17 protein-coding genes and 3 pseudogenes are annotated in these 15,301 nt (G+C 62.5%); 13 read left to right on the forward strand and 7 right to left on the reverse strand.

Going from position 1 to position 15,301, the window contains the following annotated elements; all coding sequences use genetic code 11:
• Window positions 1-1,063: 1,063 nt before the first annotated feature.
• The 3 genes and pseudogenes from tnpC to B3547_RS22015 form a co-directional block, all read left to right on the forward strand.
• Window positions 1,064-1,807 (forward strand): annotated as a pseudogene (tnpC, locus tag B3547_RS00005) (IS66 family transposase); the annotation flags it as partial.
• Complete coding sequence (locus B3547_RS00010; RefSeq protein WP_292959475.1) at window positions 1,807-2,106, forward strand: hypothetical protein; 300 nt, start codon at window positions 1,807-1,809, stop codon at window positions 2,104-2,106. The pseudogene tnpC and the gene B3547_RS00010, both read left to right, overlap by 1 nt.
• The gene (locus B3547_RS22015) at window positions 2,045-2,326 is read left to right on the forward strand and encodes an FAD-binding domain-containing protein (protein ID WP_414690470.1); all 282 of its coding nucleotides are present in this window, start codon (window positions 2,045-2,047) and stop codon (window positions 2,324-2,326) included. The genes B3547_RS00010 and B3547_RS22015 overlap by 62 nt, the downstream gene beginning before the upstream one ends.
• On the opposite strand, the gene B3547_RS00015 is transcribed toward B3547_RS22015, so the two are convergent.
• Together B3547_RS00015 and B3547_RS00020 are read right to left on the reverse strand one after the other, a co-directional pair.
• Window positions 2,308-3,138, reverse strand: a complete 831-nt coding sequence (locus B3547_RS00015; RefSeq protein WP_292959476.1) for a DUF1365 domain-containing protein — start codon at window positions 3,136-3,138, stop codon at window positions 2,308-2,310. The two genes, B3547_RS22015 and B3547_RS00015, sit on opposite strands and share 19 nt — an antisense overlap.
• Window positions 3,138-4,436, reverse strand: coding sequence for an NAD(P)/FAD-dependent oxidoreductase (locus tag B3547_RS00020; RefSeq protein WP_292959477.1), 1,299 nt, complete (start codon window positions 4,434-4,436; stop codon window positions 3,138-3,140). The genes B3547_RS00015 and B3547_RS00020 overlap by 1 nt, the downstream gene beginning before the upstream one ends.
• A gap of 241 nt (window positions 4,437-4,677) precedes the next feature.
• Here B3547_RS00020 and B3547_RS00025 point away from each other — a divergent pair, with 241 nt between their 5' ends.
• Genes B3547_RS00025 through B3547_RS00035 form a run of 3 tightly spaced genes read left to right on the forward strand, consistent with a single transcriptional unit; the run spans window position 4,678 to window position 6,774 of the window.
• Window positions 4,678-5,259: a sigma-70 family RNA polymerase sigma factor gene (locus B3547_RS00025; protein WP_292959478.1), complete on the forward strand. Its 582-nt coding sequence runs from the start codon at window positions 4,678-4,680 to the stop codon at window positions 5,257-5,259.
• On the forward strand, window positions 5,256-5,903 hold the full coding sequence (locus B3547_RS00030; protein WP_292959479.1) for a ChrR family anti-sigma-E factor: 648 nt from the start codon (window positions 5,256-5,258) through the stop codon (window positions 5,901-5,903). The genes B3547_RS00025 and B3547_RS00030 overlap by 4 nt, the downstream gene beginning before the upstream one ends.
• 37 nt (window positions 5,904-5,940) lie before the next feature.
• Window positions 5,941-6,774 carry a DUF1295 domain-containing protein gene (locus B3547_RS00035; RefSeq protein ID WP_292959480.1) on the forward strand — a complete coding sequence of 278 codons (834 nt, stop codon included), beginning with the start codon at window positions 5,941-5,943 and terminating at the stop codon, window positions 6,772-6,774.
• 127 nt (window positions 6,775-6,901) lie between these two features.
• Here the strand turns inward: B3547_RS00035 and B3547_RS00040 are convergent, their stop codons facing one another.
• The 3 genes and pseudogenes from B3547_RS00040 to B3547_RS00050 all read right to left on the reverse strand — a co-directional run bounded on the left by B3547_RS00040 (window position 6,902) and on the right by B3547_RS00050 (window position 8,745).
• Window positions 6,902-7,378, reverse strand: a complete 477-nt coding sequence (locus B3547_RS00040; RefSeq protein ID WP_292959481.1) for a DUF2177 family protein — start codon at window positions 7,376-7,378, stop codon at window positions 6,902-6,904.
• A 299-nt stretch (window positions 7,379-7,677) separates the two neighbouring features.
• A pseudogene (locus B3547_RS00045) lies at window positions 7,678-8,016 on the reverse strand (GTP-binding protein); the annotation flags it as partial.
• A gap of 6 nt (window positions 8,017-8,022) precedes the next feature.
• Window positions 8,023-8,745, reverse strand: coding sequence for a GTP-binding protein (locus B3547_RS00050; protein WP_292959482.1), 723 nt, complete (start codon window positions 8,743-8,745; stop codon window positions 8,023-8,025).
• Between B3547_RS00050 and B3547_RS00055 the strand changes: the two genes are divergently transcribed.
• Both B3547_RS00055 and B3547_RS00060 read left to right on the forward strand, forming a co-directional pair.
• A complete protein-coding gene (locus B3547_RS00055; protein WP_292959483.1) occupies window positions 8,744-9,427 on the forward strand; it encodes a ZIP family metal transporter in 684 nt (227 codons plus the stop codon). The genes B3547_RS00050 and B3547_RS00055 overlap by 2 nt on opposite strands.
• Before the next feature lie 30 nt (window positions 9,428-9,457).
• Window positions 9,458-10,243 carry an acid phosphatase gene (locus B3547_RS00060; protein WP_292959484.1) on the forward strand — a complete coding sequence of 262 codons (786 nt, stop codon included), beginning with the start codon at window positions 9,458-9,460 and terminating at the stop codon, window positions 10,241-10,243.
• A gap of 142 nt (window positions 10,244-10,385) precedes the next feature.
• Here the strand turns inward: B3547_RS00060 and B3547_RS00065 are convergent, their stop codons facing one another.
• A complete protein-coding gene (locus tag B3547_RS00065) occupies window positions 10,386-11,282 on the reverse strand; it encodes a helix-turn-helix transcriptional regulator (RefSeq protein WP_292959486.1) in 897 nt (298 codons plus the stop codon).
• A 106-nt stretch (window positions 11,283-11,388) separates the two neighbouring features.
• Between B3547_RS00065 and B3547_RS00070 the strand changes: the two genes are divergently transcribed.
• The gene (locus B3547_RS00070) at window positions 11,389-12,387 is read left to right on the forward strand and encodes an amidohydrolase family protein (RefSeq protein WP_292959488.1); all 999 of its coding nucleotides are present in this window, start codon (window positions 11,389-11,391) and stop codon (window positions 12,385-12,387) included.
• 77 nt (window positions 12,388-12,464) lie between these two features.
• On the opposite strand, the gene B3547_RS00075 is transcribed toward B3547_RS00070, so the two are convergent.
• Window positions 12,465-12,683 carry a helix-turn-helix domain-containing protein gene (locus B3547_RS00075; RefSeq protein WP_292959489.1) on the reverse strand — a complete coding sequence of 73 codons (219 nt, stop codon included), beginning with the start codon at window positions 12,681-12,683 and terminating at the stop codon, window positions 12,465-12,467.
• Window positions 12,684-12,803: 120 nt separating this feature from the next.
• Here B3547_RS00075 and B3547_RS00080 point away from each other — a divergent pair, with 120 nt between their 5' ends.
• The 4 genes and pseudogenes from B3547_RS00080 to istA form a co-directional block, all read left to right on the forward strand.
• Window positions 12,804-13,283, forward strand: coding sequence for a DUF815 domain-containing protein (locus tag B3547_RS00080; protein ID WP_292959491.1), 480 nt, complete (start codon window positions 12,804-12,806; stop codon window positions 13,281-13,283).
• Between the two features lie 434 nt (window positions 13,284-13,717).
• Window positions 13,718-13,963 (forward strand): ribbon-helix-helix domain-containing protein, encoded by a 246-nt coding sequence (locus B3547_RS00085; protein ID WP_292959492.1) that lies wholly within the window; start codon window positions 13,718-13,720, stop codon window positions 13,961-13,963.
• Window position 13,964: 1 nt separating this feature from the next.
• Window positions 13,965-14,279 carry a type II toxin-antitoxin system RelE/ParE family toxin gene (locus B3547_RS00090; protein ID WP_292959494.1) on the forward strand — a complete coding sequence of 105 codons (315 nt, stop codon included), beginning with the start codon at window positions 13,965-13,967 and terminating at the stop codon, window positions 14,277-14,279.
• 143 nt (window positions 14,280-14,422) lie between these two features.
• A pseudogene (istA, locus tag B3547_RS00095) lies at window positions 14,423-15,100 on the forward strand (IS21 family transposase); the annotation flags it as partial.
• Window positions 15,101-15,301: the final 201 nt, after the last annotated feature.

Below are 15,301 nucleotides of genomic sequence, written 5' to 3' on the forward strand. Positions count from 1 at the left end.
ACACCACGCTGTGGGACACGATCCGCTCCGGGGTTGTCAGAGGTCGCCTGACGATTAGACCATGCGCGGCCGCGCCGAGTCGCGGCAATTGAATTTTCGTACAATCGCGGCGCACAAGCAGAAGACGTTGGAGTGGATCGTTGGTATTTTGCCGCCAGCGCTTGCGAATTCGAAGCGCCTCGTCACGGTGTGAAGGCAGGCCAGGAACGAGCACGGCCGGACAAGGCAACCAAACCAGCGAACCGGCCGCACTCTACGGGTGAAATCGCCGCATCCGGGAGGGAGCGGCGGCAGCAACCGCGATCAGCTCTCTAACATAGAGCGATCACCAGCGCGTGACCTTTCCGGGATGCGGTGTGCGATACCAAGGGAGCGCAGCCGAGCCCCGGGGGATGCCGAGCTGCGCTCCGGGAGATGCCTGCTCGCGCCGGCAACTCGCTTTGGGCCTCAATGGTGTCCGGGGCAAACGCTTTTCCCTACAATCGAGATTCCCATGTTTGACGGTGCCACAGCGCGGCGCCGATTGGGCGTGACTGCTGGCGACACGCCAGGCCCGGTTGCGAATTGGAGTCGATACTGGAGGCGAATTGGCGCGAATAAGCCCACCAATTCAGAGGCTAAAGGGGAGGAGCTCGGAATCAGATACATATTCCGGCTATCTGAGGGAAAAAGCGATGCCGGCTGCGTGGCAGACCGGGAGGCGGGACGATTGAACGCAACAGGAACGCGATGAGGCGTAGAGCGCGCAGCCGCGGGATAGGAAGCCGGCCACGCAACGCATTGGTTCGTTGATGAGCGGGGGCCGGGCGAGATGGCCGTGGAGGCGCTGACGGGTGAGGGGGCACCCGCTAAGACGCCCCCTCTGGTGAAAGGCTGGAACGCGAGGACGAACCGAGCCTTCCTCCTTGCGGGAGAGTTCGCAGGATGCATCTGAGACGTCAACTGTCGGAGGTGCGGGGCAGTGTACGCAAGAGTGGTCGCATAGCGGTGGGGCGGGTGATCACTCTCAACCGTGGTGCCGGCTGCGTCCCAGCGCCGTCTGAAGGAGGCGATGTCACGTTCGGCGGGCTCCGCCCCGCCCGGGATCGTCTATCGCTATGCGCCCAGCTGAAATGCACAGCACGTCCAGGACCATCTTCGCGATGCGCGCGGCATTCTCCAGGCCGACGCCTACAAGGGCTATTCGAAGCTCTACGAACCCGGCGCGGATGCGAACCCGCGCTTCCGCGAGGCCGCCTGCTTTGCCCATTGGCGACGCGATTTCCACGACGTCTGGGTGTCGCAAAAATCCGAGATCGCACACGAGGCACTCGAGCGTATCGGGCAGCTCTAAGACATCGAGCGCGAGATCGCCGGCAAGCACGCCGATATCCGTCGGGCCGTGCGCCAGGAACTGAGCAAGCCGAAGCTCGAGGCCCTGCAGACCTGGGCCGAGACGCAGCTCACCCGGATCCCGGGCAAAGGCGATCTCGCCAAGGCCTTTCGCTATGCCCTCGGCCGCTGGCACGCTTTCAGCCTGTTTCTCGACGATGGCCGCGTCGCCATCGACAACAATGCCGCCGAACGTGCTGTCAGGCCCATATGCCTGGGAAAGAAGAACTGGCTGTTCGCCGGTTCCGAGGCCGGCGCCGAAACCCTCGCGCGCGCCATGACGCTCATCGAAAGCGCCAAGATGAATGGCCTCGATCCCCAGGCCTACATCACCGACCTGCTCCATCGCATCCACGATCACAAGATCAACAGGATCGCCGAATTGCTCCCCTGGAACTGGGCGCCGTTGACCGGCCCGCAAGCACTGGCCGCCTGATGGCCGCGGTCACTTACGTCCTCACCCTCGACTATGTCGCCAGGATCATCGACGAGGACGTGGAATTGCTAGAAGCCATCGTCTCGAATGGCGACAACCTGACCTACGGCACCATCATCCGCGTCTGTACCGGCCCCGACGAGACCATCACCGCGCTAACCGATCACGGCGTCGATAAGTTGACGGACATGCTCAGCCAGGCGCGTCTCACCACCAACACCTGGCACCAGTTCCTTGATGACTTCGTCGACGATCCCGAATTCGCCAACCGCTTCAAGACGCAGCAAGCATCGCGGTAGCAATCGGTCGGTTACGAAGTTCGATCCCGAAGGCAATTATGCCCGGCGCTGGCTTCACGAACTTGCCGACGTGCCCTTCGCCTCCATTCATCGTCCATGGCGGGAGGCACCCGGATCGCTCGTCCAAAAGCGCGACCATGAAGCATCTGACGCAAACAGGCTCGTCGAGCATGACGATGCCCGCCGCCGTGCGCTTGAGGCTTATAAGGGCCTGACCTGAGGTGGGCCGGACTTCCGTTCGGGATGCCGCGAAGGCTCGACTCCATGGCCGAGCGTGACTGGCCGGTCCGGCGGTGGTGGCCGGTCAAACAGGCGCACGCCTTTCAACCACAGGCGCAGCGCCTCCCAATGAATGCCGATGATGACCTTCAGCGTCAGCAGCGGATAGGTGATGAAAAGACGGGCCAGCGCCGCATCGGTCAACCCCTGCCGCCGGCCTGCCAGCCGGGCAGTGATCAGCGGCCCTTGCTCATCATGACCAGCAACGTAAACCGCAACGCGTTCGCCGGGGGGCGTGATCGCGAACGAATAGGCCATATCAGTGCTGATGAAAGGGGATACGTAGAAGGACTTGCGGCTCTCCTGACGAATGGGCGCGGTAGCTCCAGCAGGCACGGGAATGAGATAGCTGTGACGCTGGCCGAACGTGTTGCTAACTTCGTAGAAGAGAGCGCAGAGCGAACCATCCTGTCTGTGGCAGAAATAGACGCTCAGCGGATTGAAGGCATAGCCGAGGATACGCGGCATGGTCAGCAGCCTGATCGGCCCGCCGGTCTCGATGCCGGCCGCGCGCAGATGCTCCTCGATTTTCTCGCGTGGCGACGCGGCCGATCCGTCGCCATAATCCCGATCGAAAAAGCTGAACAGATTAAAGCGATTATGGGAGAAGATGCGGAGCCTGCCTGCCAGCACATCCACTTCATCAAGGTCGAGCAGCAGATAGAAGATGCTGTAGCGCAGCCGATGTGGCCTTGGGCGCAACCGTCGGTGCGTTACATCACCAATGTAGAGCGCGGAGGAGGAGGCCGTCATCAGGCTGCCTCGCTCTGGGGCCGATCCGGCAACATGGGATGCAGATAGATGCGCCCGGATTCCTCGCACACATTCCATGGCCGCCGCACGCCGCCAACAGCTTCGGCAACGGCAAGGCCTGCCTGCAGCCCGTCCTCGTGAAAGCCCGCGCCGAAATAGGCGCCGCAATACCAAGTTCGGCGCACCCCTTGCAGTGACCAGAGCTGTTCCTGTGCCGCCATGGCGACACAATCGAAACGCGGATGGCGATAGCTCAGCCGGCGCAGCACCGCGTCGGGGTCCAAATCCCGATGCGGATTGAGCGTGACGAAGAGCGGCATCTCGTCGGCGATGCCCTGCAAGCGGTTCATCCAGTAAGTGACGGCCAGTTGGCGGCTGTCCCCGGCGCCTTGTGACATGTAGTTCCAGCTCGACCAGACCTTGCGCCGGTGCGGCATCAGATTGCTGTCGGAATGGAGGATGGCGTCGTTGCACACATAGCTGAATGAACCGAGGATGCGCTGTTCCTGCTCGCTGGGATCGGCGAGCATGGCCAGCGCCTGGTCGGCATGGGTGGCGATCACGACATGATCAAAATGACGGCGATGGCCGTCATGCCCGGCGATATCGACACCGTTCGCCACGCGCGAAACCGTCCTGATCGGGTAGTTGGGGACGATCTCGGGGATGGCTTTGGCAAGCACCCGCACATAGGAGCGGCTGCCTCCCTCGACGGTGCGCCAAATGGGGCGTCCCGATAGTTTGAGGAGCCCGTGCGTCTCGCAGAAGCGGATGAAAGCGGTGGCGGGATAATTGCCTATGTCGGCCGCCGGCGTCGACCAGATGGCCGCCGCCATGGGATAGAGATGATCGTTGCGAAACGTCGCGCCAAAGCCGGCGGCATCCAGATAATCGTTCAGCGAGGTCGCGCCCAGCCGTTCCATATCGAGCGGCGCCTCGCGATAGAAGCGCACAAGGTCACGGAGCATCCGCCAGAATCGCGGGCTGATCGCGTTGCGGCCCTGTGCGAACAGGCCCGCGAGGCCGGTCCCGGAATATTCGAGCTTGCCGCCATCGAGCGAAACGGCAAAGGACATGTCCGACGGCTTGGTCGCGACGCCCAGATGGCTGAACAGGGCCGTGAGGTTGGGATAGGTGGCCTCATTATAGACGATGAACCCGGTGTCGACGGGGACGTTCGACACGTCCACCGTATTGCTGTGGCCGCCCAGCCGGTCTTCGCACTCGAACAAGGTTACCCGATGCCGGCGCGACAGCAGCCAGGCGGCGGAGAGGCCGGAAATGCCGCTGCCGATCACCGCGATGTCCAGCGACTGGCCGGGGTCAGGCCGGACGCCCCGCCTGCCTATAATGCTGCTCAAAGGACTTTCCTTCGCGTCTCGAACTGAGAATATCTACGCAGCGTCGGGCCCGATGGATCATAATGAACCGTGATCCAACTCGGGCGCGGCTCCGTATCAAAGGCAAATGAATGTCGCACAGCTACATATTCGCCAAAGGCACCGGCCTCACTGCTGGCCGGCAGCGAAGGCCACGCGTTTGACGAATGTCGAAAAAGGACCGGCATCCCCGTCGCCAGAGGAACATCGCCGCCTGATCCAGGCCGTAGCCGTGGCCCGCGACAGGGGAGCGTTTGTCGAGCTTTTCACCCATTTCGCGCCGCGCGTGAAAAGCTTTCTCTTGCGCTCTGGTCTTGACGATCTCGCAGCGGAGGAGGTGGCGCAGGAAACCATGCTGACGATGTGGCGCAAGGCGTCCTATTTCGATCCGAACCGCGCCGGCTTGTCGACATGGATCTTCACGATCGCCCGCAATCAGCGCATCGATCGGTTACGGCGCGGACGGGAGCAGGTGCCGGACATCAACCCCGACCCCAGCGATGATCCGGATCTGCCCGCGTCCGGGGAAGAGCTGGCCATCGCCGCCGAACGTGAGCGCCTCGTCAGCGCGGCGCTCGGCGCCTTGTCGGACGAACAGGCGAAGATCGTGCGTCTTTCCTATTTTTCCGAGAAACCCCATGCCGAAATCGCCCGTGAACTGGGCATACCGCTCGGCACAGTGAAATCCCGTATCAGGCTGGCTTTGAACCGGTTGCGCGCCCTGTTGGATAATGACCTATGACGCCCCATCACCACCCCAGCGATGAAACGCTTTTACGGCAGGCGGCGGGAACCTTGAATGCGGGCCCCGCGCTCGTGGTGGCCGTTCATCTTGAAGGCTGCGCCAGCTGTCGCTCGCGTCTGACTATGCTCGAGGCGGTGGGTGGGGCGCTTCTCCAGAACCTGCCGCCGGCAAGGCTTGCGGGAGATGCACTCGGGAAGACTCTCGCACGGCTCGATCTGGCCGCGCCGGTCGCCAGCCCGACCGTCACGTCGGGCCAGAGCGACGTCGGGATAGCGCTGCCCAGGGCCATGCGGGACTGCGCAGTGGGCCCCTGGCGCTGGCTTGGTCCTGGTCTGAGATGGAGCAAGGTGGGGATTGTCGGCAACCCCACAGCCAAGGTCATGCTGATCAAGGGGCGGGCCGGTCGGCGTCTCCCGTCCCATGGGCATAGCGGAATGGAGTATGTGCAGATTCTCTCGGGATCGCTTTGGGATGATCGCGGCCATTATCGGCCGGGTGACCTGGACGAGGCCGGATGGGAGGTTGATCATCAACCCGTCGTTGGTGCTGACGGCGACTGCATCTGTCTTGCCGCAGTCGAAGGTGATACGCGCCTTCACGGCACGATGGGGCGGCTTTTGCGGCCGCTTGTCGGCTTTTGAGCGACGGCGCGCGCCTGGTCAATGAAGGCGACTGGCCATGATAGCGGCAACGATCATTTTTCTTGCGTGCGCGCTTTGCGCCATCATGACGATTGCATGGCTGGTCGCAGGCTGGACCGGTCGGTCGGGATGGATCGACACCATCTGGTCCTATGCTGTCGGCCTGTGCGGGGTGGCCGCCGCGCTGCTACCGATCGGCGCACAGGGCCAGATCGGCGTTCGGCAATGGCTGGTTGCGGGCCTTGCCGCGCTGTGGTCATTGCGGCTCGGTTCCCATATCGCGGCCCGCACGCTGCGTGGGGGCGAGGACCCGCGTTACCGGCAGCTCCGCGAAAAATGGGGTGAAGAGGCTCGGAAGAGGCTTTTCTGGTTCCTTCAAATACAGGCCGCAGCGGCCTTTCTACTGGTCGTGACCATCATGATCGCTGCCCATCGTCCCGGCGCTGTTCCGGGATATCCTGACCTGCTGGGTCTGGCCATCTTCGCGATCGCTCTTGTCGGCGAGGCTGTAGCGGATCGGCAGCTTGCCCGCTTCGGCGCCGATCCGAAAAACAGGGGCCATGTCTGCGATCGGGGGCTGTGGGCCTATTCTCGCCACCCCAATTACTTCTTCGAATGGCTTGTCTGGGTGGCCTTTGCCACGATCGCCATTGATAGCAGCGGATCATATATAATCGGCTGGTTTGCGTTCGCGGGGCCAGTCTTCATATACTGGCTGCTTGTCCATATCTCCGGCATTCCGCCGCTTGAAGCCCATATGCTGCGCTCGCGCGGCAAGGATTTTCGGCACTATCAGCAGCGCGTCAATGTATTCTGGCCGGGCCCCCGGCACGCCACGACCAAGTGCGATGATGGACCGCTGCGGTCCTGATCGGCTCATTAATCCGCCGGGCCTGACAGAACTTTCTGCCACGTTATAACCAATTCAGCGGACCCGCTCCTGATGGGTCGGAGCCGCACGATCAGCCACGCTCGGCGCCTACGGACTCCTGAGCTCCTCAAGAGGCAGATATGAAGCCTCGCACGATCAGAAAGCCCGTTGTCGCGGCGAAAGCAGTGAGGAAGGTTCCCCAGGACAGATCGACAATTGTCACAAGGACAGGCCAATTGCGCAGGGTCGCCTGGTTGGTCAGATCGTAGGTTGCGTAGGCCAGGAAACCAAGAAGTGCGCCATAGCCCGTTGCTGTCGTCCATCGCTCAGTGCCGAATGCCGGCGATATTGCGAATATGACGATACCGGCAATGTAGACGAGGTAGAAAAGCAGGGCCGGCAAGAGCTTGAAATTGTCCACTAGCATGTCGCCCATCAGCGGCCGGTAGAGCCGTTGAGCGGCCAGCTTTAGCCACACGGCATCAATAGCCAGAAAAACCGCACCGGTTGCGATATAGGCGATGCCAAAGGCCTTCACGGAAATCTCCTCCCGGATCGGACGTGTTTCAGCGTCTTCTACGCCATATCCTTGTTTATGGATCATCGGTGATCGTCGGCGTGTGCCGCGCGGCAATGAAGGTGAGACTCCGCCATCAATCAAGGGCCCTTCCGCACATTTGGTGCAGCTCGGAAAGGTGAGACTGTGCAATTCGCCGACCGATTTTAAGCGGCGAGCAGGACGCGCTGTCGCAATAGCGGCAGGCCAGCGCGACCATACATCTGTCGCTTGATAGCTTTGACCCTGCTGATGTAGATGGGCGCCGAAACGGGGCTCTCGAGCTGTTTCCGTAAGCCATTTAATATAAACAGAAACACGGGGATTGGCAGGGTCTGGTTCCCCGCCACAGCGAGTTCACCAACCCAGTCGGGCCGCGTCGCCAGCCAGAAATGTCCCTTGGCGCGGACCACATGGTCGAGGCCGCCGTCGATCAGAAAACTATGGAACTTCGCCGGATCGAACGGCGTCCGCGCGCGATAGACAAAGCTCTCAATGCCATATTCCTCGGTTTCAGGAACGTGATTGGTATAACCATAGAGTTCTTTGGCCCAGAGCGGGTGCTGCGACGCCTTCTCCTCGTCGAACAGGCCGGTGTCCAAAATCGCGTCCAGCGGCACATCTGCCTGATCACAGGCAATGATGCGCGCATCGGCATTGAGGCTGGCGACCAGCTTCTTCACCACCTCTAGTTAATCGGACGATACGGACGACGCCTTGTTGACCACTACCACATCGGCGAACTTGATCTGCTCGACAAGCAGCCCGACAAGGCTGCGCTTGTCATCCTCGCCAAGCGATTCCCCGCGATCTGCGAGGAAATCCTGGCTTGAATAATCTTTGAGGAGATTGATGGCGTCGACCACCGTCACCATCGTATCGAGCCGCGCGACATCGCCATGCGACACGCCCTCCTCGTCGCGAAAGGAGAAAGTGGAGGCAACCGGCAGCGGTTCCGAGATGCCGGTGCTCTCGATCACCAGATGGTCGAACCGCCCCGCCTCCGCGAGTGCTCGTACTTCCTGCAACAGATCATCGAGCAATGTGCAGCAGATGCAGCCATTGGTCATCTCGACCAGCGCTTCTTCGCTGCGCGACAAAGCCGCCTCGCCCCCGCGCACCAGATCGGCGTCGATATTCACTTCCGACATGCCGTTGACGATGACCGCGACGCGCCGGCCCTCGCGATTGGCGAGGATATGATTGAGCAGGGTTGTCTTGCCTGCGCCAAGGAAGCCGGAGAGCACGGTGACGGGCAGTCGAAGCGGCAATGACTGGCACGAAGAGGAAGCGGAGGAAAGATCGCTCATCTGAAACCCTTGCAAATTATGATACCATATATCATTACGCGAGGATGAACAGGGGTGGAAGATTAATTGTGATGCGCGGCATAGAACCAGGGCAGCTCGAATCATGAGTGCGTGGCTCCCTTATGGACTTGGCCTTGCGGCAAGTTTCTCGACCTATGTCGGTGGCCTGTTGGCGTTACGGTTTGGCACCCGGCGCGATCTGCTGCTGGGTCTGACGGGCGGCATGGTGGTCGGCCTTGCGCTGCTCGACCTGTTGCCGGAAGCGCTCGAGCATGGTGCCGGCACGGTCAGCGGACAGACGATCTTCTTGACAGCCGCCGCCGGGCTTTGTCTTTACCTGCTGATGCACCGCTTGCCTGCGGGCGGGACGGCGAGCCGTATGACGCTGATCGCCCACAGCCTGATGGATGGGCTGGGGATTGGACTTGCCTTCCAGCTTTCAGAGGCAACAGGCTGGCTGGTAGCGGTCGCGGTGCTCGCGCATGACATGGCGGACGGCGCCAATATGGTAGGGCTGACTGCGCTTTTTAGCCGACCGCACTCAAGCCATCGCTGGCTGCTCGTCAATGCGACAGCGCCCTTGATCGGCGTCGCGGTCGGACAGGCCATGCAGATCGACATGGCGCGCTTCGCACTTCTGTTGGCCCTCTTTGCCGGCGGGTTCCTCTACATCGGTGCTTCCGAACTCCTTCCCCGCAGTCGGGCTGGCGACGGCGGTTACGCGGGCGCCGCAGCGAGCCTGCTGGGGATCAGCGTGATGGCCTTTGTCGTCCATTTTGCTGGCTGACGCCAATCATCGGAACGGGAGTTTTCTTTCATGAAGAGACTGCTGATGGCAGGGACAGCCCTGTTACTTGCCTCGTCCGCACTGTTAGCGTCCGCCTCGCTCGGACCATCAGGTTATCTGGCTCCGGGGGCATTCGACATTCTTGCGGTGCTGCCGCCGGCTCCACGGATGGACGATGCGCGCGGCACCGCCGATCGGGCGATTTTCCGCGCCACCCGGGCTCTTGCCGGTACGCCGCGCTGGGATCTCGCGACCAGCGACGTGAAGCTTTCGCCGGTGGACATGATGCGTGACTATAGCTGTGCGATCGGCGTCAACCGGACGCCGGAAAATGCGCCGCGCACTGCAGCGCTCGTCCGGCGCGCTGCCTTCGATACCAGCCGGGGCAGCGGCATCGCAAAGGACTTCTACAAACGCGAGCGGCCGTTCCGCTATGATGAAGGCCCGACCTGCCAGCCACGAGAAGAACTGGCAAGCAGCTATGACTATCCGTCTGGCCACACGACTTTGGGCTGGACCTGGGCGATGTTGCTAACGGCGCTTGCGCCCGATCGCGCCGCACCGATCCTCGCGCGTGGCCGGGCGTTCGGGGAAAGCCGGATCGTCTGCGGCGTCCATAATCTGAGCGCGGTCGAGGCGGGCCGCCTGTCGGCCACTGCTACGCTGGCGGCCATCGAGCAGACGCCCGATTTTCAGGCCGACCTGGCCGCCGCGCGGGGCGAAATCGCGGCGCTGCGGGCCGATCCGGCGACGCCGAAACCTGATGCAGGCCAATGCCGACAGGAGGCTCAACTCGTCGCTCAGAAAATCTTCTGAACTGGCGGTCAGCTGAGAGCGGGCTTGGCTCGTATCCATTTCACACCGCCATTGCCCAGCCGGCGTGAAACTTCCCGATTGAGGATGGTATATTGGGAATGTCCGACGTTCGCGCCGGTGGGCGTCATAACGGCTCTGCTGGTCAAGAGACGTGCCCTTGGCTCTGTAATCGAGCCAAGGCCCTAAGCTTCGCAGGCGTCAGCCCGAATTCCCGGCGCATGGCGGCGATGAAGCTCGGATAGGCATCGAACCCAGCCTCCAGCGCGATATCGGTCAACGTCCACTCCTGCTGTTGCACCAGCACACCCGCATGACGCGCGCGCTCCCGCAACACATATCGCCAGATCGAACACCCCATCGCGTTGCGAAAGGCGTGGTTGAGATAATAGGGGCTGGTCGCGGCAGCTGATGCGATCCGGTCGATGTTCAAATCCTCGCACAGGAAAGCGTGGATATAGGCAAGCGCGTTGCGCACCCGCCATGCCTCGCCGATCCGCCGCGCAGGCAGACGTTGCCTCGCCTGCGGAACGAGATGGGCCGCGATCGCCAGGAAGATGCCGTCCCCCACAAGCGCCCTGCCGGTCCGGTCACACGTTGATTCGCGATGAAGCGCTCTAAGCAACCGGGCGAGAGCCGGCGCGTGCTGATCGATACCGGTCCGCATCGGGTCATGGCGGTGATCGGGATCCATGCCCAACGCCTGGCGCAGCGCTTCATCGGTGAAGTAGAGACATGCCGCTTCCAACGGGCCGCTCCAGGACGACCGCCCGACGGCACCCGCCGCGATCATCGCCACCGTATTCGCTGTATTGCGCCCGTGCAGACAACGTCCATCCATCCTGAGCGTGATGCTGAGCGAAGAGCGATCAAGCGGCAGGGCAAGGTGATGAAAGGCCGTACCCGGTTCCTCCAGTTCGAGAACATCGATCCGGGAATGCTCCATGGCACAGTGGGACCATTCCCCTCTGGCCCTTATCGTTTCGGCAAGATGCGGGGGGATCTTGGTCAATCCCGCCTTGTCGTTGTGAGGTTCCGTCATGGCGCCTGTCAGAAAAGCACGATTCTGCAATCCGGAGTATTGCTGATCCTGTAAGCCATGCTGCATTGGCGGGATACATGGGTTCGATACTATGACGAAGGGTAGATTGAAGCGCCATCGCGCCGCGACGTTCGGCATGGCGGCGGCTATGCTGGCCGCGCTGGCATCGGGTGCCCGGGCGCAGGCCAGGTTCGACGTGATCGACATGCATTTCCACGCCGATCGTCCGGACGACGAGGGCCCTCCCGGAGGCAAGGCGTGCGCACCCTATCCCGAATGGGCGCCGCGCGATCCCGGTAAACCGATCGACGCCTATGTCGATTGGTTCACCGGGCATCCGACCTGTCCGCACGTTCTGGCGGCGCCGGCCGACGCCGCCGCGCTGCGCGATCGAGGAATCGCACAATTGAAGCGCTACAACGTTTTGGCGCTCGCGGGTGGCAATGCTGCCGTGGTCGACGACTACCGCCAGCATGGTGACGGCCACATCATGCCCAGCGTCGGCTTCGGCAGCAGCGGCAAGCTCCCCTCGATCGACACGCTGCGCCGCCTGCACGCCGAGGGCAAGGTGCAGGCGCTCAGCGAAATCACCACCCAGTACGCTGGCATCGCTCCCGACGATCCCCGGATGGAGCCGTATTTCGCCTATGCCGAGGCCAACGACATTCCGGTCGGCATCCATCTTGGACCTGGCCCCCCCGGCACCGCCTATTTCGCGACGCCGGACTACCGCGTCGCGGCCGGAGATCCGCTGCGCCTGGAGGCGGTCCTGACCCGGCATCCCAAGCTGCGTCTCTATGCGGCTCATGCGGGCTGGCCGTTCGCCGACACCATGATCGCGATGATGTTCGCCCATCCTCAGCTTTACGTCGATATCGCCGTCCTCGACTGGGCGTATCCCGACAATCAGTTCTACCCGTACCTACAACGGTTGATCGATGCCGGCATGGAGAAGCGGATCATGTTCGGGTCGGACAACATGGTCTGGCCGGATGCGATCGGCGTAGCGATCGAGCGCCTCCGCAAGGCCCCCTTCCTGACCGATGAGCAGAAGCGGCTCATCCTGCACGACAACGCGGCGCGCTTCCTGCGAATTGCCGGTTGATAGGGTAGGGGGATACAGCAGCGTCGGCGCACCCGCGACCTTCAATTTAGGATCGAGATACGGGAATGGGTGTCGTTTCAGCAGTAGAACCGGCTAGGCGGCGCTCCAAAGTGCCGCCGGAACATGGCCGTGAAGGCGCTCTGACTGGTATAGCCGCTGTCCATCGCCACATCGATGATCCGGTCGCCGCGAGCGAGCCGCTCCAGCGCGAACAGGAGCCTCGCCTGCTGATGCCATTGTCCGAACGTCAGCCCCGTCTCGTCGAGGAAACGGCGCTGGAGCGTGCGCTCCGTCACGCCGCACCGGCCGCCTACTGCCTGGCCGTGAGGTCCTGATCCGGCGCCTCGGTCAACGCGCCGCAGATACGGCGTAACCGATCGTCTTGCGGGTGAGGGAGGTGGAGCGGCGGAACCGGCATGGCGTCCAGCTCGTCGAGCAGCAGACGCATCAGCCGATCGTCGCGCCGGTTCATCATCTTCTGTGATGACCTGGCGTTCGATGCCGGGGAGGCGGATTACAAGGCGCTCAGGGCCGTCCTTGATGGCGGCCTGGCGGGCCGCCCCGCTAACGTCATCATCTACGCGACCTCAAGCCGACGCCACCTGCTTGCGCGCGAGATGATCGAGAACGAGCGATCAACGGCGATCCACGCGGGCGAGGCGACGGAGGAGAAGGTGTCGCTGTCCGATCGGTTCGGCCTGTCGCTGGCTTCCACAATATGGATCAGGACGCCTATCTGGCAATCGTCCGCGGCTATGCCGACGCGCTGCTCGACGCTGACGCAGCGATCGACCTCGACGCGCGCGCTGGCGTGGGCCGGGGAACGGGGATCGCGATCAGGGCGCACGGCATGGCAGTTCGTGCAAAACCTCGGCCTAATACCGCCCGGCAACTGACGATCCCCGACAAGCCCGGTCCCAATCGGGAACGTGATGCGGGGCGGTTGGTGACTGCATGCGCAGGCACCCGATGACAGGCTTGGCTTTCCTCAAACCTGTTCCCGATTGTGTTTTCCCGAAATGGCGCATTAGAGATGGAGAAGCAGGATGATCGCGCATTCCCCAAGCGGGCCGGTTTCAAGAGTGGGGGTGATCGATTGAACGGCAATGTCTGCGGCGCTTACTGTCCGGCGGCGGTTTAATGGCACTCGGTCGACGGCTTCCGTCAGATCCGGACCTTCTCGCCAGCACATGTGAACGGCAATATCTGGTCGCGACCCGTCCGGCCGCTGCTGCACGGTTGAGCGGCTGATCGACAGTTCGCCTCGCCCCGTGCGAAGCAGCTTGCGCGTCCACATCCTTCCACTATATTGAGACACATGAATAAACCCATGACCCTCAATGTTCGCATCGGCGGCGCGCTTGGCGATTTCGTCGCCACCAATGTCGGCGGCCAAGGCGCCTATGAGAATGTCAGCGAATATGTCCGCGACCTGATCCGCCGCGACAAGGAGCGAACCGAAGCCGAGCAGTTCAATCGGCTTAAGGCCGAGCTGACCCGGGCCTTCGCCGCGCCCCAATCCAGCTATGCGCCGCTCGATGCGGACGCGGTGATCGCGCGCAACCATCGGGGCTGATATGACCGGCTTCACGGTCTCGGCGATTGCCGGGCAACGACTCGACGAGATCTACGTCTATACCCGCGACACCTGGGGCGAAACGCAGGCGGAAACCTATGTGCGGGAGCTCTTCGGGTGCTTCGACCGTATCGTGCGCCGCGATCAGCTCTGGCGCGCGGTGCCGGCCGAGTTCGGTGTGGATGGCTTTTACTGCCGGCACGCGCATCATTACATCTATTGGCGCCAGTTTGCCGATGGCACAGTCGGCATCGTGACGATCCTGCACGAGCGGATGCACCAGATGGATCGCTTTCGCGAAGACAGCGTGCCCTGACCAACCACTCGGTCGATACGGCTGTTGACTGGACCGCATACGAACTGGGAGCGATCGACGACGCGAAATCGCTTCAGACATGGCTTTCACACCCAAGGACCGTCCCAGACTGCGCGAATGTGAACAGTCGAACCCAATAACCGGCACATCTCTTCGTCGCGGTGATGGGCGCGTCGAGCCTGTCCTTCGCCTGGCCAACCTGCGCGGAAGCGCTGCCGGACTGGGTCGACGCACACGTTCGCGCCTACGCATTTTTTGGCGGTGCCACACGTCTCCTCGTGCCGGACAACGCCAAGGTCGCGGTTATCAAGGCTTGTCTGTACGAGCCGAAGGTCAACCGCACCTACAGCGAACTCGCCGCGCATTACGACACCGCGGTGCTGCCGGCGCGACCGTACCGGCCGCGCGACAAGGCGAAGGTCGAGGCCTGCGTCGGCATCGTTGAGCGCTGGCTGCTGGGGCGCCTTCGGCGCCGGGTCTGGCACGGCGTGGAGGAGTTGCGCGGCGCCGTGGTCGCGATGCTGGTCGAACTGAACGAGCGTCCCATGCGCCGGCTCGGCCGCTCACGCCAGGAGCTGTTCGAGGAACTGGATCGCCCCCATCTCAAGCCATTACCGGTGGAACCCTATGTGCTGGCGGAATGGCGACACTGCAAAGTCGGGCTCGACTGTCATGTCGAGGTCGGCCGCCATTTCTACTCTGTGCCCTATCGCCATGCCCGGACACAGGTCGAGGTGCGCCTGACGGCGCGAACCGTCGAGATCTTCCTCAAGGGCGAGCGCATCGCCGTAGCCATCCGGCGGGAGACGCGCAAAACGAAGCGCATGCGCCTCTTTACCGAGTTTGTGTCCCGCAAGCTCGCGACGCATGCTCATCTTCTTGCGGGAGTGCCGATCTCGCTCGTCTGACGCATGGGTGGTCTCGCGGGCGGCGGGTGCGCGCGCACTTGCGTAAGAGCGGACTGATCGAAAATTCTCCTAAAGTCCCGCCGTTACCGGTCCAGCGCTGAGCGAGATGAAACG

Origin of the sequence: Novosphingobium sp. UBA1939, assembly GCF_002336885.1 — a bacterium.
Taxonomy (GTDB): Bacteria; Pseudomonadota; Alphaproteobacteria; order Sphingomonadales; family Sphingomonadaceae; genus Novosphingobium.